Source organism: Sphingobium sp. (genome assembly GCF_033795625.1).
GTDB lineage: Bacteria > Pseudomonadota > Alphaproteobacteria > Sphingomonadales > Sphingomonadaceae > Sphingobium.
Window position 1 is genome coordinate 1 of the sequence record NZ_JARYGI010000016.1, and the last position, 20,981, is coordinate 20,981.

Genomic DNA, 20,981 nt, shown 5'->3' on the forward strand with positions numbered 1-20,981 from the left:
AACTGGCAAAGGCAGCGCTTCATCAGCCCTCCGCTGCCAAACAGGCGTCAGAACGCGAGGTTGATAGAGGTGCCCAGCTAATTAGGGAAGCCATGCAATCCTACGGTTCGCTGCACGGATACGACGAACTTGGGGGCTATCCTTGCAGAGCAGTTATCTGCCGGTTTAATGGGAAATATGGCGATGACCGGATAGAGCGCTCTGAGCCTTCTTGTGAATTGTCAGGACTATTGCCGCGTTTGTGGCAAGCAATCAAAAAACAATGAACAAGAAGTATGTTCTATGCTGAGCAGCCGATTGCTTGCTTCACTCTTCGCCGCCAGCTTCATATCTACCGCTTGCTCCGCTGGTGACGGTCGGACAATAACGACCCGCGATGTCGTCGGTGAATATCGAGGGAGGGGATACGCAGGTATAGCCCCTATTCCTGACGCAGTCGAAATGAGCATTTTTGTGGATGGGAGGTTCAATGGAGATATCCCCATACCCGATGGTTACGCCGGACATACCGGGACATGGAACTTCGGGAAATATGTTCCCGCGAAGCAATGCAAAGAGATAGAATTTAGGCTTGAGGGGCATTTGCTAGCGGTTAAGTGCGCCTCAGTTGGTCCTGATGGCGTGACAGGCCTCGATTGCGACGCGAAGCGAGACTGCTTCATGAGGCGAAAAGTGCATTTTCAGCCCGTTCGAGTGTCCGGTTCATAGTGACCGTATCTCTGCTGTGAGGGCCAGAAAATGGTCGCTTCCCGCCATTCCTGCCTTGGCAGACGGGGGCCCCAACCCACAATCCTCCCCTAAACCTTGCCCGCAACCCCTTGCAGATGCGCCAGTAGCGCGTCGCCGTTCGCGGACCAGGTGAACCGCAGCGCCGCCTCCCGCACCGCGTCCCTTTCGGGAGGATTGTCGATCAGGTCCCGCATAGCCGCGGTCAGTTCCGCCGGTTCCCGTCCCACGATACGCCCTGCTTCCGGGCGATCGAGCAATTCCCGCGCTCCGCCCACGTCGCTGATGACGATCGGCGTTCCGCATGCCAGGGCCTCCACCCAGGCATTGGCCAGGCCTTCCGACGCGGAGGGCAGCGCCATTACGTCCGCCGCCGCCAGAAACTGCGGAAGCCGATCATGCGGCACCGCGCCCAATATCCCCACGCGATCCGCTACGCCCAGCCGTTCGGCGAGCGCTTGCAGGGAAGCCCGCTCCGGACCTTCGCCGATCAGGATCAGCGTCGCGTCCGGCAAGGCGGGCAGGGCGCAGATCAGCAGCGATTGCCCCTTGCGCGGGATCAGCGCGCCGACGCTCAGCACGACGGGGCCGGAGAGATCCAGTTCCGCCTTGGCTGCGGCGCGATCCTGCGGCGCGAACCGCTCCAGATCGACGCCGGTATAATGTACGCCGATCTTCTCGCCATCCATGCCCAAGGCGATCATCGACCGGCGCATTGCGCCTGACACGGCCAAAAGCCCGGCAGCCTCCTGCCCCGCGCGCAGCACGGCCTTTCGCGTGGCAGGCTGATGCCCCCAATAATGGATGTCCGCGCCCCGCGCCTTGACGGAAAACGGAATGCCGAGAGCCTTTGCCAGCCGCGCCGCCACTGGCCCGTCCGGATAGAAGAAGCTCGCATCGATCACGTCGAACGGCCGCTCGCCATGCAGGCGGCGTACCAGCGGCAGGATCGCGCGCGTCATCGTCGCGACGTTGAACCGACCGCCGATCTTCGGCAAAATCGGGAAACGCGGGCGATAGACGGTGAGATCGCGCCAGCGCTCCTTCTGCGGCAATCGCGTGAGCGGCAGATAATGATCCGCATTCGACAGGGGCCAGGGCGGAATGCCGACTGGTGCAATCACCGTTACATAGGCTTCGGGGCGGCTTGCCAGTTCACGCGCCTGTCGCTCGACAAAGACGCCGAAATTCGGGCGGCTGATGTCGGGAAAGAGCGTGGACAGCATGAGGACGCGAATGGTCATTCGGCCTGACTATAGCAGCTTGCTTAACAGGTCGTTAGTCGCGTTTTACAGCGTCCGGATCAGGCGCGTCGCGGCCGCGATCCACGGAGGGTCGGCCAGCACCTGCTGCCGCGATCCCGCGCCCAGCGGCAGAATGTGGAGCATCCCGGCTTCGCGCCCGAGCAGGCGCCCGAACAGGAACCGCCCGCCGGGCCGAGGGGCCAGCACATCGCGGTTGAGCGCTCTGCCGTAATCCTCCGCCTCGATCTTCTCGCACCAGATTTCGTCGCCGCCGCGATAGTCGCCGATGCTGGCGAGCACCCGCACGCCCACCATTGCGGCGCTGGCGACCGGCGCGACGATCGCCTGCGGATGCGTCGGCGCGCGTGCGCCTTCCGGGCCGACCAGTGCGGCAATTGCGACGCTTTCCTGTCCCGGCATGTCCACCAGGTCGGCGGAGGATACGCCAAGCGCGTTCGCGATCCGGTTCAGCCATCCTACCGAGACGGTCCGCATGCCCGTTTCCAGCCTGCCGATGGTCTGCGCGGTCGTCGGGGGATCGCAGCGCATCGCGACATCCTCCAGCGTCAGTCCCTTTGCCTTGCGCACATCGCGTATCCGCGTGATCATCCTGTCACCTGCTTAACCCATCTGGTTTTCCTCTGTCCTACAGAATGACGCCTCTGGCAAGGAAAATAGCCAACGCATTTTATCGGAGCCGCCATTGTCCCACCACCTTCCGCCGCCGACGCACATTGTCCGGACCATAGAAGACCCCGATGGCGAGCCGCGGATCGTCATGGTGAACCTGGGCGAATCGCCCGTCTCCTGGCTCCACGCGCGGGGCAGGCTGACCGACCGCCAGTTCGCAGCCGCGGAGTTGCTGCGGCAGGACTGGGAGCGCGCCGGGCTCAGCCCTCAGGTCACGATGCGCTGGGACCCCGCGCCGATCGCCAAGGGGCGGCGAGCGGCTCCCCGCGCGCTGGACGCCAGCCTGTCGCAACTGGCCGCGCGCGACCGGGTGTCCGCTGCGATGCGCGCCGCAGGGCCGGGGCTCTCCGACATATTGTGGCGGGTCGCCTGCGCGGGCGAAGGCATCGCCGCGGCAGAGAAAGCGCTTGCATGGCCCAGCCGCGCAGGAAAGCTGGTGCTGACGCTGGCCCTCGACCGCGTGGCGGAATATTATTGTCTTTAGCGCGTCCTGATTGCATCGCGGCGGCCACGGTTCTATGAACATATCAGGAACAGAGGAGCCCACTCATGCCGAAGCTGAACTATGTCGAATTCTCCGTAGCGAACCTCCCCGCGGTCCGCAGCTTCTATGAAGCGGCATTCGGCTGGGCCTTCACAGACTATGGCAGCGACTATGCCGCGGTCGAAGGTGGCCCCACGACTGCCGCTTTCAACGCGCACGAAACCGGCGCCGCACCGGCCATCCTACCGCTGATCGAAGTGGAGGACCTGGAGGCCGCCCTCGAAGCTGCTACTGCTGCAGGCGGCAAGGTCCGCATTCCGATCTTCGACTATCCGGGCGGCAGGCGCTTCCACATCGTCGATCCTGCCGGTCATGAAATAGGCGTCTATCAGAGCAACCACTAGCTGCCCAGAGTTGACGTGAACGTAAACGTCAACTATGCTGCCGGTATGACGCACATGATTCAGATAGCCGGCATCGAAATGCCTGATCTCGATGAGCGGGATCAGTACAGCATTTCCGATCTGTCGACGGAATTCGGCGTGACGGCGCGGGCCCTGCGCTTTTACGAGGATGAGGGGTTGATCGCGCCCGAGCGGCAGGGCCTCTCCCGTATTTACTCGCGCCGCGATCGTGCCCGGCTCGCCTGGATACTACGGGGCAAACGCGTAGGCTTCAGCCTCGCCGATATCCGCGAGATGATCGACCTCTATGACCTCAATGACGGCCGCGAAGTCCAGCGCCGGGTGGCCATGGAGAAATGCCGCGGGCGCATTGCCCTGCTTGAACGGCAGAAGGCCGATATCGAATCCGCAGTCGAGGAACTGACCGCGTTCGTATCGATCATGGAAGCGGGGGCCGGAAGTCGCAGTTGAGATTGGCACACGCGTTCTACCCGGCCTCAGGTGGGCCGGAACGATAAGAGAGTTCTCTGGAGAGACATATGCCCACGTACACCGCTCCCGTCCGCGACACCAAGTTCGTGCTCGACCATGTCGTGAACATCGACCGCTACACCAACTTGCCGGGCTTTCAGAATGCCTCCCCGGACATCGTCGAGGCCGTGCTGGGGGAAGGCGGGAAGTTCGCGGCTGAGGTGCTCTTCCCGCTCAATCAGGTGGGCGACCGGGAGGGCTGCACCCGCCACCCGGACGGCAGCGTGACCACCCCGACGGGTTTCAGGGACGCCTATGACCAATATGTCGCGGGCGGCTGGACGACGCTCCACGCTCCGGAGGAATTTGGCGGGCAGGGGCTTCCATCGGCCTTGGCTACAGCCTTCGACGAATATGTGCTCTCCGCCAACCAGGCGTTCGAGATGTATCATGGCCTGACGGCAGGCGCGACCGCCGCGTTGCTCGCCAAGGGTTCCGACGAACAGAAGGCGAAGTACGTCCCCAATATGGTGAGCGGAAAGTGGACGGGCACCATGAACCTCACCGAGCCTCATGCGGGGACGGACCTCGGCATGATCCGCACGCGCGCCGTGCCCAATCCGGACGGCAGCTACGCGATCACCGGCACGAAGATCTTCATCTCCTCGGGCGAGCATGATCTGGCGGAGAACATCATCCATCTGGTGCTGGCCAAGACACCCGGCGCGCCGGAGAGCAGCAAGGGCATTTCGCTGTTCGTGGTCCCGAAGTTCATCGTCAACGAAGACGGCACGCCTGGCGATCGCAATGCAGTTTCCTGCGGGTCGATCGAACATAAGATGGGCATCCACGGCAATTCCACATGCGTCATGAACTACGACGGCGCGACGGGCTGGCTGGTCGGCGAGGAGAACAAGGGGCTCGCGGCGATGTTCATCATGATGAATGCCGCGCGTCTCGGCGTTGGCCTTCAGGGGCTGGCGCAGGGTGAAGTCGCCTACCAGAACGCCGTGCAATATGCGAAGGACCGCCGGCAGGGCCGGGCACTGACCGGCCCTGCCGAACCCGGCGAAAAGGCCGACACGCTGTTCGTCCACCCGGATGTGCGCCGGATGCTGATGGACGCAAAGGCGCTGACCGAGGGGCTGCGGGCACTGTGCCTCTGGGGCGCCTTGCAAGTCGATCTCGCGAAACTGGCGCAGACCGAGGAAGAACGTCAGACGGCGGAGGACCTGATCTCGCTGCTGACCCCGGTCATCAAGGGCTATGGCACCGACAAGGGCTTCGACATCGCCGTGACCTGCCAGCAGATCTATGGCGGCCATGGCTACATCCAGGAATGGGGCATGGAGCAATATGTCCGCGATGCCCGCATTGCCCAGATCTATGAGGGAACCAACGGGGTTCAGGCGATGGATCTCGTCGGCCGCAAGCTGGCGCAGAATGGCGGCCGCGCTCTGCAGGCGTTCTTCAAGATCGTCGCCGAGGAAGTCGCCTCTGCCAAGGCCGAGCCGCGCCTTGCATCCTATGCCGAGGCGCTGGAGAAGGCGAACGGCCAGCTACAGGCCGCAACGATGTGGCTGATGCAGAATGCGATGCAGAACCCCAACAATGCGGGAGCCGGCGCCTATCATTACATGCACATCATGGGCATCGTGTCCGTCGGTCTGATGTGGCTCCGGATGGCGAGCGCGGCAGTGCGCCTGCTCGATGCAGGGGAGGGCGACGCCAGGTTCCTAGAAGCCAAGCTCGTCACCGCACGCTATTTCGCCGAGCGGATCATGCCGGACGCAGGCGCGCTTCGCCGCAAGATCGAAGGCGGCGCGGAGGCGCTGATGGCATTGGACCCGGATATGTTCGCGACGGCGGCGTGACATAGTCAGGCCTTGACACAATGAACCATATAGGTTATATGCTTCCTCACTTCCAACGCTCCTGATCACGGCGAAGGCAAGTGAAGGTTCCTGCGCGGCGGTGTCGTGCAGGAGCGGTCGGCGCGGAACCATCCAGCATGAAGACGGATATCCGCAACACTGCCGGCATACCTGGTACCGAGGACTGTAGGGGCGTCGCGTCAGCGGCTAACCAGTAATTGCCTCCAAATGCCCGAAAGGGAGCAGCAGACCCGCCGGGATGCCAAACCATAAAGCCTCGACGCTTTATCATGACTACCACTACCAAGTCGTCGAGCCTGGGTGACCGAGGCAAGGACGCGCCGACCGTCATCCTTCTTCATGAGTTTCCGGACACGCGCGCCCAAGCGCCGCGATCCAACACGCCCAACTTTCTCCAGGATGATAAGTTGGATGAAGCTACACTTCACCGCGCGCACAACTCTCCCAACCGTTCGGGCTGAGCCTGTCGAAGCCTTCCCTTGAACGAAGTGAAGGTGCTTCGACAAGCTCAGCAGAGCCCCTTCGACAAACTCAGGGCGAACGGAGTGGGAGGGCCGCTATGATACTTCATCGGCACCACCACTACGCCTGGGCAGCCAGGCTACCTCTCCCCCTTCGAAGGCAACTGTAATCTCCGCCCGCTACTCCCGCCCCGCGCGCATCGCCGCACCGGCCGCAAACGGCGTGATCCCCACCAGCAGCAGCGAACAGGCGGCCAGCAGCTTCAACGCACTCCCGCTCTGATCGGCCAGCGACCCGGCTCCAAAGATCAGCAGCGGCACCGCCAGCGGCAAGGCCAGCAACCCCGCCAGCGCCCCGCTCGACCGCAACCCCGCCGTCAGCGCGCTCACCATCAGCCCCAGCGCAGCCAAGGCAGGCGTGCCCAGCAGCAGCCCGATCTCCAGCCGGATCATCATGTTCGCACTCAACTTCAGCAGCGCGGCGGCAGGCAGCACCGCCACCATCAGCGGCGGGCCGAAGCTCAGCCAGTGCGCAATCAGCTTGGCGACCGCGATCACCTCATCGCCTATCCCCCGCAGCACCAGCTGATCGAGCACGCCACTGTCCTGATCCGGCGCGACGAGGCGGTCTACCGGCAGCAGGCTCGCCAGCAGCGCCGCGATCCACAGCATGCCCCCGCCGGTCCGCGACAGCACTGCCGCATCCGGACCGACCGCGAAGGGAAACAGCGCCGCCACCAGCAGCAGAAACGCCAGCGGCAACCACAATCCCCCCGACCGCCAGGCCAGCGCCGCATCGCGCAGGATCAGCGCAGGCAGCGCGCTCACGCTTCCATCTCCAGCGGACGCCAGGCCATGACATCGAAATCCATTGCCTCCGCCGCTGGCAGCGCCTGATGCGACGCCGCCAGGATAAGGCCGCCGTCCGCGAGATGCCGCTTCATCACTGTGCCCAGCAACGCCACCGACGCGCTGTCCAGGCCGTTGCCCGGCTCGTCCAGCAGCCAGATCGGCGCGCCGCTCGCCACCACCCGCGCCAGCACGGCCCGCTTGCGCTGCCCGGTCGAGAGCATCCGCACCGGCACATCGGCCAGCTTCGTCAGGTCCAGCGCCTCCAGCGCCGCATCCACTGCACCCGCCTTCGCTCCATCGACTCGCGCCCAGAAGCCCAAAGCCCGGCCCAGCGGCGCCCGCATCTCCAGCGCCAGCGCCTCGTCGCACAGCGCCATTGCGCCCTGATGCGACACGCGCCCCGCAAAGACCGGCAGCAGCCCCGCGACGGCCCGGATCAGGCTGGATTTGCCGACCCCGTTCGGCCCGCGCAGCACCGCGCTTTCGCCCGCCGCCAGCGACAGGGTCACGCCCGTCACCAGCATCCGCCCGCCGCGCATGCAGGCCACGTCCTCCAGCCGCAGGAACGCAGCGCTCATGGTGCGACCATGTCCTCCAGAGCGTGCATGTCCTCATCGGAAAAGCCGAAATGATGTCCGACCTCATGGATCACGACATGCGCGATCAGCGCCTCCAGCGACACACCGGTATCCACCCACTCGTCCAGCAGCGGCCGCCTGTACAGATGGATGCTGGGCGGCAGGTCGCCGGTCTGCGCGCTGTCGCCGACCGGCCGTCCCGAATACAGCCCGGTCAATTCAAACGGATCGTCGATCCCCATCGCCCGCAACGTTTCCTCGTCCGCAAAATCCTCCACGAACAGCACGACATTCGCCAGATGCGCGGCAAAGGGCTCGGGCAGGCGGGACAAGGTGGCAAGGGCAAGCGTCTCGATACGTGCCGCATCCGGCGCAAAGCACAATGGTTGACCTTGATCGCTCATCGCTGCGCCATAGATGAGACTCTCCTTCAGCGCCAGCGACGCGCTTTCACCATCAGGACGACCACATATGATCGAGAAACTGGACGATGCCCTGCGCGCCGTCGCCCTCAATGACCTGCCCGACTGGACGCCCGTCAATGATCCTGACGGCATCTCCCGGACCTTTTCCTTCGCCAGCTTCGTGGAAGCGTTCGGCTTCATGACGCGCGTGGCGTTGCTCGCCGAAAAGGCCGACCATCATCCCGAATGGTCCAACGTCTACAACCGCGTCCATATCATGCTCACCACGCACGATGCGGGCGGCCTCTCGCAGCGCGACGTCGACCTGGCAGCACAGATCAACGCGCTGCTGGCTTAGCTCTCGGCCTTGTCATCGCTCTTCCACAGCGACTCGAAGCGCGTGCCCGTCATCAACAGGGCGGACGCGGGATAACCCGCCGCGCCCGCCTTCTTGGCGGTATCGATCGCCATGTCGACCGCGATCTCCTTGGTCTTGAACGGGCCATAATAGCGGTTGTCGAGATTGATCTTCCACTCGCCATCATGGTTGATGACGATGTAGCGGGCGGCGGGCAGGGATGACTGTTCGGACATTGTGGCACCTGTTGATAATATAGATTAAAGATGGTGCCTTTCCCCGGCGGGGCAAGGGCTCGCCGATCAGCCCAGCACGTCCATCTTCGTGTTGTAGTGGTGCCACGCCATGATCGCGGCAGCGCCCCTGTGCGGCCGCCACCGCTCGGCGATGTCGCGCACCGCCTTTTCGCTCGGCCGTTCGGGCCAGCCCAGTATCCGTCCGATCTCGATCTGCACGGCCAGGTCGCCCGCCGGCCAGATATCCGGGCGGCCCTCGGCAAACAGGAGATAGATCTCCGCCGACCAGCGGCCGATGCCTTTCACGCGCACCAGCTGGGCGATGGCTTCCTCGTCATCGTCCGGCAGGGCATGGAGGTCCAGCTCGCCCGACAGGACAAGTTCGGCAAGGCTGCGCGCATAGCCCTGCTTCTGCCGCGACAGGCCGCACGCCCGCAGCGCATCATGATCGCGGCTGAGCAGCACATCCGCGCCGCAGCCCGTGCCCAGTTCCGCCTCCAGCTTCGCCCATACCGCCGCCGCCGCTGCCACGCTGACTTGCTGTCCTACGATAGTCCGCAACAGGGTCTCATAGCCGGGCGAACGCATCCGGGTAGGGGGATAGCCCACGCGGCCCAACGCCGCGGCAAAGCCCGGCTCGATGGCCGCCAGTGCATCCAGGCTGCTGCGCAGCGTTTCGGAAGTGGTCACCATGATTGATCCCGCCGTACTTTGCTCGACACAACATTGCGCACGGCGCTTGATTTCCGGGCCGTCAGCCGCGATAGGCGCATCAAGAGTTTAGGGAGTGCTATATGCCGAAGCTGATTGTGGTCAACCGTTCGGGCGAAGAGTCGACCGTAGAAGGAGATGCCGGGCTTTCCGTGATGGAAATCATCCGGGACAATGGATTTGACGAGTTGCTGGCCCTGTGTGGCGGCTGCTGTTCCTGCGCGACGTGCCACGTCTACGCCGACCCGGCTTTCGCCGACGCGCTGCCCGCGATGACCGAAGACGAGAACGACCTGCTCGACAGTTCGGATCACCGCAATGAGACCAGCCGTCTTTCGTGCCAGCTGGTCATGACCGAGGCGCTGGACGGCCTGCGCGTCACGATCGCTGCTGAAGATTGATGGAAGCGGCGGGACGTCCTGTCCCGCCAGGCTGTCCGCAGAAAATGAAAAGCCCGCCTTGCGATCTCTCGCAGGCGGGCTCTTTCGCAAGCTATCCGATGCTGTCGCCTACGCGACTGGTTCAGCCGTCGTAATCGCCACCGATATTCTGGTTGCGCGGCGGAGCGGCTGCGGTGAGGCGCAGCGCCTCGGCCGACTGCGCCAGCGAGCCGATTTCATCGGGCGTGTCGTCATCGTCGATCTGCACCTTCTGCAGGCTGCCGATCACCGAATCATGAAGTTCATGCGGGAGGACGGTTTCCTCCGCAATTTCGCGCAGGGCAACGACGGGGTTCTTGTCCCGGTCACGATCCACGGTAAGCTCCGCGCCGCCCGAAATCTCGCGGGCGCGCTGGGCGGCGAGCAGGACGAGGTCGAAACGGTTAGTAACCTTGTCGACGCAATCTTCGACGGTAACGCGGGCCATAGGGCCTCCTGGATGTGTTGAGTATGATGGAAAGCGGAACCGCTAGCAGCGACGGACCTATGAGTCAACGAAACGGTAGGGGGATCGATGAGCGTGCTATGGCCAGCGTGCTGAAAACAGCGCAAGACACGCCCATGGCACCGTCGTCCGTTCCAGCATCGATATCGGGAAGCTTTGCGGGCAATCGACTTACGGTGATCGAGGATGGGCCGGACCTGCTCGCGGCGCTGATCGCCCTGATCGACGGGGCGGAGGCAAGCCTGAAGCTGTGCTACTATATATTCGAGAGCGACCGGAGCGGGCGGATCGTGCTGGCGCACCTGATCCAGGCGGCGCGCCGCGGCGTGCAGGTCACGCTGATGGTCGATGCTTTTGGAGGCGCTACGGCGGAGTCGGGCTTTTTCGACGGACTCGTGCAGGCAGGCGGCCGCTTCGCCTGGTTCGGTGCGCGGCGCTCGACGCGCTACCTGATCCGCAATCACCAGAAGATCGCCATTGCCGACGAAGCGCGGCTGCTGATGGGCGGCTTCAATGTGGGCGATGCTTATTTCGGCGTGCCTGCCGACAACTGCTGGCGCGACCTGGGGCTGTTGCTCGAAGGGCCGGAGGTCGCGGCGATGGTCCGCTGGTACAGCCAGCTTTGGCGCTGGACGGCCAGCCGCAAGCAGAGTTTCCGCATGTTGCGCGGCATCGTTCGCCGCTGGCGGGCGCCTCGCAAGCCTGCCTCTACCAGACCGTTTCACTGGCTGATCGGCGGTCCCACGCGGCGGCTGTCTCCCTGGGCGCAGGTGGTGAAGCACGATCTAGACAATGGCCAGCGGCTCGACATGATCGAAGCCTATTTCTCGCCCGGCCGGGGCATGTTGCAGCGCCTCGGGCGGCTCGCCCGGCGGAAAGGCGCGCGCCTCATCCTCCCCGCCAAGTCCGACAATGGCGCCACGATTGCGGCCGCCCGGCTGCTGTACGGGCCGCTTCTGAAGCGTGGCGTCACCATCTACGAATATCAGCCATGCAAGCTGCATACGAAGCTGATCGTGATCGACGACGCAGTCTATATCGGCTCGGCCAATTTCGACATGCGGAGCCTTTTCCTGAACCTCGAACTCATGTTGCGGATCGAGGACGCGGCCTTTGCGGCGCAAGTCCGCAGCATGATCGACCGGCGCCAGCAGGAGAGCCAGCAGATCACGCCTGAAATCTATGCAGCGCGGCGCGGCCCGCTGACTCTGCTCAAAGGCTGGATCAGCTATCTGCTGGTCGGCGTGATCGACTACACGGTGACGCGCCGCCTGAACTTCCGCAATCCCAACGCCGACTAGGCGCGGAAGACTCCGACCTCTCGACCGTTCGGGCTGAGCGAAGTCGAACCCTTCACCTGAGAGCAGCGAAGGAGCCTCGCTTATGCTTGGTCCCACCCTTCGACTTCGCTCAGGGCGAAGGGATGGAGCTACTCCGCCGCCACGGCCGTTTCGGTGTCGCTCAGCGGATGCTCCAGGCGCTTCAGCATTTCCTTCGGGCACACCTGCCAGAAATGCGCGCGCCAGCGATGCCAGTCGTCGAGGATCGTATGCGCCCAGCGGCTGTCGGTGCGAATCGCATGTTCGGCGATCAGCGCCTTCAGCACCGCTTCCCAATGCGCGCTGTCCAGCCGCTGCCACACGATGCTCTCGGGATTGGCGCGGGCCGCAAAGCTGGCGTCCTCGTCCAGGATGAAGGCCATGCCGCCCGTCATGCCCGCGCCGAAGTTCGCGCCGGTGTGGCCCAGAATGACGGCCGTGCCGCCAGTCATATACTCGCAGCCATTCGCGCCGCAGCCTTCGACCACGACCTGCGCGCCGGAGTTTCGCACCGCGAACCGCTCGCCAGCCTGACCCGCCGCGAACAGCTTGCCTGCCGTCGCACCGTACAGCACCGTGTTGCCGATGATGGTGTTGTCCTTCGTCACCAGCGGCGAACTCACCATCGGCCGCACCGCGATGATGCCGCCGGACAGGCCCTTGCCGACATAGTCATTGGCGTCGCCGAAGACCTCAAGCGTGATGCCCTTGCACAGGAACGCGCCGAGCGATTGCCCCGCCGACCCGCGCAAACGCACCGTCAGATGCCCATCGTTTAGCGCCGTCATCCCGTATTTCCGGGTGATCTCGGACGACAACCGCGTGCCCACTGCGCGATGCGTGTTTCGCACCGTGTAGGTAAGCTGCATCTTCTCGCCCCGCTCGAACACGGCCTTGGCGTCCTTGAGCATCTGCGCGTCGAGGCTGTCGGGCACATCGTTGCGGAACGTCGCGAGGCTGAACCGCCGTTCGGCGTCGGTCGCGTCGACTTTGGCAAGGATCGGGTTCAAGTCCAGATCGTCGAGATGCTCGGCGCCGCGGCTGACCTGCTTCAGCAGCTCGGTCCGTCCGACGACTTCATCCAGACTACGGAAGCCAAGCCGCGCCAATATCTCGCGCACTTCCTCGGCGATGAAGGTCATCAGGTTGATGACCTTCTCCGGCGTGCCGGTGAATTTGTCGCGCAGCCGCTGGTCCTGCACGCACACGCCGACGGGGCAGGTGTTGCTGTGGCACTGGCGGACCATGATGCAGCCCATCGCGACGAGGCTGAGCGTGCCGATGCCGAACTCCTCGGCACCCAGTATCGCCGCGATCACGATGTCGCGCCCGGTCTTGAGGCCGCCATCGGTACGCAGCCGCACCTTATGACGCAGGCCATTCAGCGTCAGCACCTGATTGGCTTCCGACAGGCCCATTTCCCAGGGAGTCCCAGCATATTTGATGCTGGTCTGCGGAGAGGCGCCCGTACCGCCGACATGCCCCGCGATCAGGATGACGTCGGCATGCGCCTTGGCCACGCCCGCCGCGACCGTGCCGATCCCGGCCTGGCTCACCAGCTTGACGCACACCCGCGCGCGCGGATTGATCTGCTTCAGGTCGTAGATGAGCTGCGCCAGATCCTCGATCGAATAGATGTCGTGATGCGGCGGTGGCGAGATCAGCGTCACGCCGGGCGTCGAATGCCGCAGCTTCGCGATGAATTCCGTGACCTTGAAGCCGGGGAGCTGGCCGCCTTCGCCGGGCTTGGCACCCTGCGCGACCTTGATCTCCAGTTCCTCGGCCGCGCCCAGATATTCGGCATGCACGCCAAAGCGCCCAGACGCGATCTGCTTGATCACCGAGTTCGCATTGTCGCCGTTCGCGTAAGGCTTGAAGCGGTTCGCGTCCTCCCCGCCTTCGCCGCTGACTGCTTTCGCGCCGATCCGGTTCATCGCGATGGCCAGCGTCTCATGCGCCTCGGGAGAGAGCGCGCCCAGCGACATGCCCGGCGTCACGAAGCGCTTGCGGATCTCGGTGGTCGCCTCGACCTCGTCGATCGGCACTGCTTCCCGCGCGAAGTTGAACTCCAGCAAGTCGCGTAGATAAACGGGCGGCAGGTCCTTTACGCCGCGCGAGAATTGCAGGTAGCTCGAATAGCTGTCCGTCGCGACTGCCGTTTGCAACAGATGCATCAGCTGCGCGGAATAGGCATGGCTCTCGCCGCCGTTGCGCTGACGATAGAAGCCGCCGATCGGTAGCTTCACGACCGAGCTGTCATACGCCGCCTCATGCCGCAGGACTGCGGAGTAATGCAGCGACGCATAGCCTTCGCCGGAAATCTTCGACGGCATGCCGGGGAACAGATCGTTCACGAGTGCCCGCGACAGGCCAACGGCTTCGAAGTTATAGCCGCCGCGATAGGAACTGATGACCGCAATGCCCATCTTGGACATGATCTTCAGCAGCCCCTCGCAGATCGCCACGCGATAGCGCTCGATGGCGTCGTCCAGCGCGATCTCGCCAAAGAGCCCGCGCGCATGGCGATCCGCGATGCAGGCTTCGGCCAGATAGGCGTTCACGGTCGTCGCACCGACGCCGATCAGCACCGCGAAATAATGCGTGTCGAGGCATTCGGCCGAGCGCACGTTGATCGACGCATAGGACCGCAGCCCCCGGCGCACCAGATGCGTATGCACCGCCGCCGCCGCCAGCACCATGGCGATGCCAACGCGCGTGCCATCGATATTCTCGTCCGTCAGGAACAGTTCGGTGCGGCCTTCGCGCACGGCCTGCTCGGCTTCCTCGCGGATGCGCGTGATCGCGGCGCGCAGCTGTTCCTGCCCTCCTTCGGCAGGGAAAGTGCAATCGATCTCAGCCACTGCCGCCCCGAAATGCGCCTTCAACTGCGTCCACGACGCACAGGTCAGCACCGGCGAATCGAGCACCAGCACATGCCCCTGCTGGGCATCGTCCTCCAGAATGTTGGCTAGGTTGGAGAAGCGCGTCTTCAGGCTCATCACATGCCGCTCGCGCAGCGGATCGATCGGCGGGTTCGTAACCTGGCTGAAGTTCTGCCGGAAGAAATGGCTTACGGTGCGCGGCTTGTCGGAGATGACGGCCAGCGGCGTATCGTCGCCCATGGAACCGATAGCTTCCTTCGCATCCTCGACCATCGGCGCAAGGATCAGCTCCAGATCCTCCAGTGTGATGTTCGCCGCGACCTGCCGCCGGGTCAGCTCGGCCTTGTCCCACGCCGGCAAGGCATCGGGGGCAGGGGCGGGCAAATCCTTCGGGAACAGGAAGTCCTTCACGTAGTCGGCATAAGGCCGCTCGGACGCGATCCGGTCCTTGATCTGCTGGTCGAAATAGAGTTCGCCCTCCGCCAGATCGACGGCCAGCATCTCGCCCGGACCCATGCGGCCCTTGCGCAGCACCGTGGTCTCCGGAACCACGACCATGCCGGTTTCGGAGCCGACGATCAGCAGATTGTCCGACGTCAGCGTATAGCGCAGCGGCCGCAGCGCATTGCGGTCCACACCTGCGACCACCCAGCGGCCATCGGTCATCGCCAGAGCGGCGGGACCGTCCCACGGCTCCATGACCGACGCCAGATACTTATACATGTTCAGGTGCGATTCGGGCGTGTCGGCTGCCTGCCATGCCTCGGGCACCAGCATGATCTTCGCGGTCGGCGCATCGCGGCCCGCGCGGCAGATCGCCTCGAACACTGCGTCCAGCGCCGCCGTGTCGGAAGCGCCCGCCGGGATCACTGGCTTGATATCCTCGGACTGCTCGCCGAACGCGAGGCTGGCCATCTTGATCTCGTGGCTCTTCATCCAGTTCTTGTTGCCGCGGATCGTGTTGATCTCGCCATTATGCGCCAAGGTCCGGAAGGGCTGCGCCAGCCACCACTGCGGGAAAGTGTTGGTCGAATAGCGCTGATGGAAGATCGCGACGCGGCTCTCGAACCGCTCGTCCTGCAAGTCGGGATAGAAAACCGACAGCGATTCCGCGAGGAACAGCCCCTTGTAGATGATCGATCGGCACGACAGTGAGCACACGTAAAAGTCGTTGATCTGCGCCGCGACGACTTTCTTCTCGATCCGGCGGCGGATCAGGTACAGGTCCTTCTCGAACTCCACGACGTCGCGTTCTTCGGGCATTGGTCCGGCGATCATGATCTGCTCGATCTCGGGACGCGTGCGCTGCGCCTTCTCGCCGATCACCGACACGTCGACCGGCACCTGACGCCAGCCATAGATCTTGTAACCGGCGTCGATGATCTCGCTCTCGACGATCGTGCGGCATGTCTCCTGCGCCGACAGGTCTGTGCGCGGCAGGAACACCATGCCGACCGCCAGCCGGTTGGGCAGGGGCTTATGCCCGCTGTCGGCTATCGCATCGTCGAAGAAGCGCACCGGCAAGTCGACATGGATGCCCGCGCCATCGCCGGTCTTCCCGTCGGCGTCCACGGCCCCACGATGCCAGACGGCCTTCAGCGCATCGATCGCCGAAGCCACCACGCGCCGCGAAGGCTTCCCGTCGGTCGCCGCGACAAGGCCCACGCCACAGGCATCGCCCTCGAACTCAGGACGATACATGCCTTCTTCGGCAAGGCGGAGGCGTTCGGATTCCATGTGGTCCATCATTGTGCGACCTTCTTTGCGTCTGCGCCGATGAGCGCCTCAAGGCGCTTGCGTTCGGCTGGGGTTAGATCGTTGTAGGTGCGCGGCTTGGGCAGCGCTTCCATCTGAGCCGTCGATTTCTTGATGATCTCCGGCATGGCCTGCATCATGGCGGGCATCATCGCCTGGACCTTCCCTATATAATGCGGGTCGGTGGCCAGCTCCATGAAGCCGCTGCCGAACTTGGCGCCGGCTGGCGTTTTCATGAAGGCATTGATCTGGTCCAGTTCGGCCGCGTCATAGCGGCTCGCGAAAGCCTCGGCCATGCCTTCGCGCATGTCAGGCTCGAAACGACCCATTAACTGTCCGATGGCAGGCATCATGCTGTTCATCATGATATCCATACGCTTGCGAAAATTAGGGTCCATGATCGCCATGATCTCATCGATCGTGGCCGGGTTGAGCTTGTCGGCTTCCACCGAATCCATTCCTCCGGCCTTGAGCAGTTCATGGACAGGTATTTTGGTGAAGCTGTCCATCATCGGGCCCATGATCTTCTGCATCATCGGTCCCATCATCTTCGCCATCGTTCCATCGGGCAGGATGATGGTGGCGACCGGGCGTGCCTTCGCCAGCAGCGCGGGATTGACGGTCGTAAGCGCGGAACTGACAGGCGCAACCTGCGCACCGACCGGCACCGACAGCATCAATAGCGGGAGCGCGAGAGCCAGGCGCCGCATCACGCCGCCACTCGCTCGCTCGCTTTTGCGCGCGCCTTGGCTTTCAGATATTTATGCATGTGATCCGTCACGTCACGCCCATCGCGGATCGCCCACACGACCAGCGATGCGCCGCGTACGATGTCTCCGGCCGCGAACACGCCGTCCATCGACGTCATCATGGTCTTATGATCGACGCGCAACGTGCCCCAGCGCGTGACGGACAGGTCATCGGCTCCGAACATCTTGGGCAGGTCCTCCGGATCGAAACCCAGCGCCTTGATCACCAGATCGGCCTCGATCGTATATTCGCTGCCCGGATCGGGTTCCGGCGCGCGGCGGCCCGATGCGTCGGGTTGGCCGAGACGCATGCCCGTCACCTTCACGCCGGTCACATGCTCGGTGCCCTCAAACGCGATCGGTGCGGAGAGCCAGACGAACTCGACGCCTTCCTCTTCGGCGTTGGCGACTTCGCGCTGCGATCCCGGCATGTTCTCGCGGTCGCGGCGATACAGGCACTTCACTGACTTGGCGCCCTGGCGAATGGCAGTGCGCACGCAGTCCATCGCCGTGTCGCCGCCGCCGATGACGACAACATGCTTGCCCGCAGCATGCAATGTGCCGTCCTCATGCTCCGGCACCTTGTCGCCGAAGCTGGCGCGGTTGGAAGCGGTGAGGAAGTCGAGCGCCTTGATAACGCCCTTTGCGCCTATGCCGGGAGCGCGGATGTCCCGCGCCTTGTACACGCCGGTCGCGATCAGGACCGCATCGTGACGCTGACGCAACTCCTCCATCGTCGCGTCGCGCCCGACTTCAAAGCCCTCGTGAAAAACGATGCCGCCGTCCTTCAGCCGATCGACGCGGCGCATCACCACGTCTTTCTCCAGCTTGAATCCGGGGATGCCGTAGGTCAGCAGGCCGCCAGCGCGATCATGCCGGTCATAGACATGCACGTCATATCCCGCAGCACGCAGATATTCCGCCGTCGTCAGTCCCGCGGGCCCCGCGCCGATGACGCCCACCGACTGACCGCGAGGATTGCCGGGAACGAGCGGCTCCACCCAGCCTTCCTTCCATGCAGTATCGGTGATGAACTTTTCCACGCTGCCGATCGTGACGGCGCCGTGACCGGAAAACTCGATCACGCAATTGCCTTCGCAAAGCCGATCCTGCGGACAGATGCGTCCGCAAATCTCCGGCATCGTCGATGTCGCGTTCGACAATTCATATGCTTCGCGCAGCCGCCCCTCGGCAGTCAGGCGCAACCAGTCAGGAATGTGGTTATGCAGCGGGCAGTGCGTGGAACAATAGGGCACGCCGCATTGCGAGCAGCGCGAGGCCTGTTCTTCTGCATCGGGAATGGGAAAGCTCTGGCTGATTTCCGCGAAATCCGCAGCACGCGCGTCGGCCGGGCGTTTGGCGGGATACGCCTGACCCATGGTCACGAACTTGAGCATCGGCGTGTCCGCCATCCTGTTTACTCCGCTGCCAAAATAAGGGGGCGGAGGCGACATAGCTCAAGATGACGCGGGAGTCACGTGCTTTTCACTGGGTGGGGCAGTCATACTGTCCTAATTAGGGTATTTAGCTGGTGGGATGGAATGGAAGTCATGAAATAAAGGCGATTTAGGGCCGATCTGGATCTATCTGAGTAGAAGCCACGCCATGGCCCCCGTCCCAGCCAAGATGCGATACCAGGCAAACGGCGCGAACCCATGCTTCGATACGATGCCGACAAACCACCGGATCACGACCACGGCAACCAGGAAGGCCACTGCAAAGCCGACAGCGATGTTGGTCCAGTTGATGCCGCCGTTGAACAGCAATTCTCGCTTGTCGACGAGTTCCAGCAGGGTCGCACCCAACATCGTGGGTATCGCCAGAAAGAAGCTGAACTCCGCCGCCGTGCGGCGCTCCACGCCCAGCGCCAGAGCGCCCAGGATCGTCGCACCTGACCGGCTGACACCCGGAATCATCGAGATGCACTGGATGAAGCCGATCCCTATGACCCGAGCAACAGGAATATCGGCTATCCCGACGATGTTCGCGCTTTTGATCGCCCGCTCTAGAATCAATATCACGACGCCGCCAAGGACTAGGGCAATGGCGACGATCATCGGCGATCCCAGCATGATCTCGATCTGATCGTGGAGCAGCAGTCCGATCACTGCCGCCGGAATGAAGGCCAGCACCAGATTGCGCAGAAAGCGCCAAGAGGTTGGATTACGCTGCAGCAATCCCATCGCTACGGCCCAGAAAGTGCGCCAGTACAGGACGACCACCGCCAGGATCGCGCCAAGCTGTATGACCACGTTGAACATGGCCCATTGCTGCGCATCGTAGCCGAGCAATTCGCTGGCGAGAATCAGATGGCCGGTGGAGGACACCGGCAGGAACTCGGTCAGCCCCTCCACGATGCCGAGGAGGATGGCCGTCAGGATGTCAGTAGTCACAGGCGCGCCGCCCCTTTTTCAAATGTCATGCCTCGGCGCGACCGGAAAAGCGTCCGTGCTTTCGATATTTTACCAACCACGCATCCGCGACTGCCGCCATGGGCGTGGGCACGATGCCGAAGGCCGCGAACCCTGCCGCGTCCGGTGCCACGACATTGTCGCGCGCCAGCATGAGAAGCTGGTCCGAGGTGATCGGTCCGCCCGGCAGGCGCGACAGCAGCGAGGCTGCGGGCTTAGGCACATGGACGAACAACCGGTCCCGGCAGATCGCTGCCGCCAGCCAGCGGTTGATCGCCTCCATCGAGAGAACTTCCGGCCCGCCCAGCTCATAGGTCTTGCCCCCATGGTTAGCGGAATCGAGAGCTGCAATGGCGATCGCCCGCGCGACATCGACCACATGCACCGGCTGAAATTTCGTGTTGCCGCTGATCAGGGGCACGATGGGCGCGGTGCGGATCATCTGCGCAAAGCGGTTGGTGAACTGATCTTCACGCCCGAAAATGATCGACGGCCGCACGATGGTGGCCTGGGGAAAAGCCGCCCTGACGGCCGCTTCGCCTTGGCCCTTGCTCCGTGCATAGGCCGAGGCGCTCTCCGGATCGGCGCCTATGGCGGACACCTGCACCAATGCCTTTGCGCCGGCCGCCGCTGCTGCCTTGGCGACCATTTCGGCTCCAGCGCGGTGCACGGCATCGAAGGCGCCTTTGAGGACGCCGACGAGGTTCACCACGGCCGCCGCGCCTTCCACAGCCTGCGCTACGCTCCTGGGTTTCGTGAGATCCGCGGAGAGGAGTTGCGTCTGACCCAGGCCTCCCAGGGGCTTTATGCGCACCGCATTGGCAGGATTGCGCTCCGCGATACGCACCCGCGCGCCACGCGACAGAAGCTCCTGCGCCACGTAGCGGCCCAGGAACCCTCCGCCACCGAAAACCGTAACCAGCTCGTTTTTCATCACAGACCTCGTGACCCAAAGCTAAAAAGTATCTCCTGCGTCCCTTGCCCCAGCAGACCACGCGAGACAACCAGCGGCGCGCTGTTCAGGAAAAATATAGGGGCCGGCGATTGACAGAAATTAACGCGACGACTATCCGCCGCTGCCTACCCCGTGCCCAGATGGCGGAATTGGTAGACGCACCAGCTTCAGGTGCTGGCGATCGCAAGGTCGTGGAGGTTCGAGTCCTCTTCTGGGCACCATTCCCGGTCAAAGATGGGCACCGTTCCTTGTAGGCGCGGGGCGCCGTTGCAGACGCCATTTTCCAGCACTGACCTCGGGCCGGAGATGAGGATTTCATCTTTGGAAACGGTGACCTTTGACACCAGCATCCGCAGATAGGCCTTACGCAGCGTCGAGTCATCGTCCCGCAGTCTGGCGGACAGCAGCTCGCCAAATCGGCTGATCGTGGAAGGCGTGATCCTGCGTGATCCCCTCGCAAGCTGTGTCTCGAGTGTATCAATGCGCGACGATGTAGCAGCCAGTGCGGACC

General features: G+C 63.5%; 21 protein-coding genes and 1 tRNA gene. 9 read left to right on the top strand and 13 right to left on the bottom strand.

What is annotated here, in order from left to right:
• Positions 1-266, top strand: a 266-nt coding sequence (locus QHC67_RS09880) for a hypothetical protein (protein ID WP_319293826.1), incomplete at its 5' end; no start/stop codon positions are given.
• Positions 267-797: 531 nt separating this feature from the next.
• On the opposite strand, the gene QHC67_RS09885 is transcribed toward QHC67_RS09880, so the two are convergent.
• Positions 798-1,970 (bottom strand): glycosyltransferase, encoded by a 1,173-nt coding sequence (locus QHC67_RS09885; RefSeq protein WP_319293827.1) that lies wholly within the window; start codon positions 1,968-1,970, stop codon positions 798-800.
• A 45-nt stretch (positions 1,971-2,015) separates the two neighbouring features.
• Positions 2,016-2,579 (bottom strand): helix-turn-helix transcriptional regulator, encoded by a 564-nt coding sequence (locus QHC67_RS09890; RefSeq protein WP_319293829.1) that lies wholly within the window; start codon positions 2,577-2,579, stop codon positions 2,016-2,018.
• A 169-nt stretch (positions 2,580-2,748) separates the two neighbouring features.
• Here QHC67_RS09890 and QHC67_RS09895 point away from each other — a divergent pair, with 169 nt between their 5' ends.
• The 4 genes from QHC67_RS09895 (at position 2,749) to QHC67_RS09910 (ending at position 5,893) form a co-directional block, all read left to right on the top strand.
• Entirely contained in the window at positions 2,749-3,144 is a 396-nt protein-coding gene (locus QHC67_RS09895) for a DUF6456 domain-containing protein (RefSeq protein WP_319293957.1), read from the top strand.
• Between the two features lie 65 nt (positions 3,145-3,209).
• The gene (locus QHC67_RS09900) at positions 3,210-3,548 is read left to right on the top strand and encodes a VOC family protein (protein ID WP_319293831.1); all 339 of its coding nucleotides are present in this window, start codon (positions 3,210-3,212) and stop codon (positions 3,546-3,548) included.
• Between the two features lie 45 nt (positions 3,549-3,593).
• Positions 3,594-4,019, top strand: a complete 426-nt coding sequence (locus QHC67_RS09905) for a MerR family DNA-binding transcriptional regulator (protein WP_319293959.1) — start codon at positions 3,594-3,596, stop codon at positions 4,017-4,019.
• Between the two features lie 68 nt (positions 4,020-4,087).
• Positions 4,088-5,893: an acyl-CoA dehydrogenase C-terminal domain-containing protein gene (locus QHC67_RS09910; RefSeq protein ID WP_319293833.1), complete on the top strand. Its 1,806-nt coding sequence runs from the start codon at positions 4,088-4,090 to the stop codon at positions 5,891-5,893.
• Between the two features lie 662 nt (positions 5,894-6,555).
• On the opposite strand, the gene QHC67_RS09915 is transcribed toward QHC67_RS09910, so the two are convergent.
• Genes QHC67_RS09915 through QHC67_RS09925 form a run of 3 tightly spaced genes read right to left on the bottom strand, consistent with a single transcriptional unit; the run spans position 6,556 to position 8,209 of the window.
• Positions 6,556-7,203 carry a heme exporter protein CcmB gene (locus QHC67_RS09915; protein WP_319293835.1) on the bottom strand — a complete coding sequence of 216 codons (648 nt, stop codon included), beginning with the start codon at positions 7,201-7,203 and terminating at the stop codon, positions 6,556-6,558.
• Complete coding sequence (ccmA, locus tag QHC67_RS09920) at positions 7,200-7,805, bottom strand: heme ABC exporter ATP-binding protein CcmA (protein WP_319293837.1); 606 nt, start codon at positions 7,803-7,805, stop codon at positions 7,200-7,202. The genes QHC67_RS09915 and ccmA overlap by 4 nt, the downstream gene beginning before the upstream one ends.
• Positions 7,802-8,209 (bottom strand): metallopeptidase family protein, encoded by a 408-nt coding sequence (locus QHC67_RS09925; protein ID WP_319293839.1) that lies wholly within the window; start codon positions 8,207-8,209, stop codon positions 7,802-7,804. Before QHC67_RS09925 ends, ccmA begins: the two co-directional genes overlap by 4 nt.
• 67 nt (positions 8,210-8,276) lie before the next feature.
• Here QHC67_RS09925 and QHC67_RS09930 point away from each other — a divergent pair, with 67 nt between their 5' ends.
• On the top strand, positions 8,277-8,567 hold the full coding sequence (locus QHC67_RS09930) for a 4a-hydroxytetrahydrobiopterin dehydratase (protein ID WP_319293841.1): 291 nt from the start codon (positions 8,277-8,279) through the stop codon (positions 8,565-8,567).
• On the opposite strand, the gene QHC67_RS09935 is transcribed toward QHC67_RS09930, so the two are convergent.
• Positions 8,564-8,803 carry a DUF2188 domain-containing protein gene (locus tag QHC67_RS09935; RefSeq protein ID WP_319293843.1) on the bottom strand — a complete coding sequence of 80 codons (240 nt, stop codon included), beginning with the start codon at positions 8,801-8,803 and terminating at the stop codon, positions 8,564-8,566. The genes QHC67_RS09930 and QHC67_RS09935 overlap by 4 nt on opposite strands.
• A 66-nt stretch (positions 8,804-8,869) precedes the next feature.
• Entirely contained in the window at positions 8,870-9,496 is a 627-nt protein-coding gene (locus tag QHC67_RS09940) for a DNA-3-methyladenine glycosylase 2 family protein (protein ID WP_319293845.1), read from the bottom strand.
• A 101-nt stretch (positions 9,497-9,597) separates the two neighbouring features.
• Here QHC67_RS09940 and QHC67_RS09945 point away from each other — a divergent pair, with 101 nt between their 5' ends.
• Positions 9,598-9,915 (top strand): 2Fe-2S iron-sulfur cluster-binding protein, encoded by a 318-nt coding sequence (locus QHC67_RS09945; protein ID WP_319293847.1) that lies wholly within the window; start codon positions 9,598-9,600, stop codon positions 9,913-9,915.
• Between the two features lie 121 nt (positions 9,916-10,036).
• Here the strand turns inward: QHC67_RS09945 and rpoZ are convergent, their stop codons facing one another.
• Entirely contained in the window at positions 10,037-10,381 is a 345-nt protein-coding gene (gene rpoZ, locus QHC67_RS09950) for a DNA-directed RNA polymerase subunit omega (protein WP_319293849.1), read from the bottom strand.
• Positions 10,382-10,479: 98 nt separating this feature from the next.
• Here rpoZ and QHC67_RS09955 point away from each other — a divergent pair, with 98 nt between their 5' ends.
• Positions 10,480-11,700: a phospholipase D-like domain-containing protein gene (locus QHC67_RS09955; protein ID WP_413818521.1), complete on the top strand. Its 1,221-nt coding sequence runs from the start codon at positions 10,480-10,482 to the stop codon at positions 11,698-11,700.
• Between the two features lie 128 nt (positions 11,701-11,828).
• Here the strand turns inward: QHC67_RS09955 and gltB are convergent, their stop codons facing one another.
• From gltB to QHC67_RS09980, 5 genes are all read right to left on the bottom strand, one after another.
• A complete protein-coding gene (gltB, locus tag QHC67_RS09960; RefSeq protein ID WP_319293961.1) occupies positions 11,829-16,346 on the bottom strand; it encodes a glutamate synthase large subunit in 4,518 nt (1,505 codons plus the stop codon).
• Positions 16,346-17,065, bottom strand: coding sequence for a DUF2059 domain-containing protein (locus QHC67_RS09965; RefSeq protein WP_319293853.1), 720 nt, complete (start codon positions 17,063-17,065; stop codon positions 16,346-16,348). Before QHC67_RS09965 ends, gltB begins: the two co-directional genes overlap by 1 nt.
• The gene (locus QHC67_RS09970; protein ID WP_319293855.1) at positions 17,065-18,516 is read right to left on the bottom strand and encodes an NAD(P)-dependent oxidoreductase; all 1,452 of its coding nucleotides are present in this window, start codon (positions 18,514-18,516) and stop codon (positions 17,065-17,067) included. Before QHC67_RS09970 ends, QHC67_RS09965 begins: the two co-directional genes overlap by 1 nt.
• 171 nt (positions 18,517-18,687) lie before the next feature.
• Entirely contained in the window at positions 18,688-19,497 is an 810-nt protein-coding gene (locus QHC67_RS09975; RefSeq protein WP_319293857.1) for an undecaprenyl-diphosphate phosphatase, read from the bottom strand.
• 25 nt (positions 19,498-19,522) lie between these two features.
• Positions 19,523-20,449, bottom strand: a complete 927-nt coding sequence (locus QHC67_RS09980; protein ID WP_319293859.1) for a complex I NDUFA9 subunit family protein — start codon at positions 20,447-20,449, stop codon at positions 19,523-19,525.
• Positions 20,450-20,604: 155 nt separating this feature from the next.
• Here QHC67_RS09980 and QHC67_RS09985 point away from each other — a divergent pair.
• A tRNA-Leu gene (locus tag QHC67_RS09985) sits at positions 20,605-20,691 on the top strand.
• The last annotated feature ends 290 nt before the right edge of the window (positions 20,692-20,981 follow it).

Coding starts and splice junctions, on each gene's coding strand:
- QHC67_RS09885 (WP_319293827.1), bottom strand. CDS start 1,970: ATGACCATTCGCGTCCTCATGCTGTCCACGCTCTTTCCCGACATCAGC.
- QHC67_RS09890 (WP_319293829.1), bottom strand. CDS start 2,579: ATGATCACGCGGATACGCGATGTGCGCAAGGCAAAGGGACTGACGCTG.
- QHC67_RS09895 (WP_319293957.1), top strand. CDS start 2,749: ATGGTGAACCTGGGCGAATCGCCCGTCTCCTGGCTCCACGCGCGGGGC.
- QHC67_RS09900 (WP_319293831.1), top strand. CDS start 3,210: ATGCCGAAGCTGAACTATGTCGAATTCTCCGTAGCGAACCTCCCCGCG.
- QHC67_RS09905 (WP_319293959.1), top strand. CDS start 3,594: ATGACGCACATGATTCAGATAGCCGGCATCGAAATGCCTGATCTCGAT.
- QHC67_RS09910 (WP_319293833.1), top strand. CDS start 4,088: ATGCCCACGTACACCGCTCCCGTCCGCGACACCAAGTTCGTGCTCGAC.
- ccmA (WP_319293837.1), bottom strand. CDS start 7,805: ATGAGCGCTGCGTTCCTGCGGCTGGAGGACGTGGCCTGCATGCGCGGC.
- QHC67_RS09925 (WP_319293839.1), bottom strand. CDS start 8,209: ATGAGCGATCAAGGTCAACCATTGTGCTTTGCGCCGGATGCGGCACGT.
- QHC67_RS09930 (WP_319293841.1), top strand. CDS start 8,277: ATGATCGAGAAACTGGACGATGCCCTGCGCGCCGTCGCCCTCAATGAC.
- QHC67_RS09935 (WP_319293843.1), bottom strand. CDS start 8,803: ATGTCCGAACAGTCATCCCTGCCCGCCGCCCGCTACATCGTCATCAAC.
- QHC67_RS09940 (WP_319293845.1), bottom strand. CDS start 9,496: ATGGTGACCACTTCCGAAACGCTGCGCAGCAGCCTGGATGCACTGGCG.
- QHC67_RS09945 (WP_319293847.1), top strand. CDS start 9,598: ATGCCGAAGCTGATTGTGGTCAACCGTTCGGGCGAAGAGTCGACCGTA.
- rpoZ (WP_319293849.1), bottom strand. CDS start 10,381: ATGGCCCGCGTTACCGTCGAAGATTGCGTCGACAAGGTTACTAACCGT.
- QHC67_RS09955 (WP_413818521.1), top strand. CDS start 10,480: ATGGCCAGCGTGCTGAAAACAGCGCAAGACACGCCCATGGCACCGTCG.
- gltB (WP_319293961.1), bottom strand. CDS start 16,346: ATGGACCACATGGAATCCGAACGCCTCCGCCTTGCCGAAGAAGGCATG.
- QHC67_RS09965 (WP_319293853.1), bottom strand. CDS start 17,065: ATGCGGCGCCTGGCTCTCGCGCTCCCGCTATTGATGCTGTCGGTGCCG.
- QHC67_RS09970 (WP_319293855.1), bottom strand. CDS start 18,516: ATGGCGGACACGCCGATGCTCAAGTTCGTGACCATGGGTCAGGCGTAT.
- QHC67_RS09980 (WP_319293859.1), bottom strand. CDS start 20,449: ATGAAAAACGAGCTGGTTACGGTTTTCGGTGGCGGAGGGTTCCTGGGC.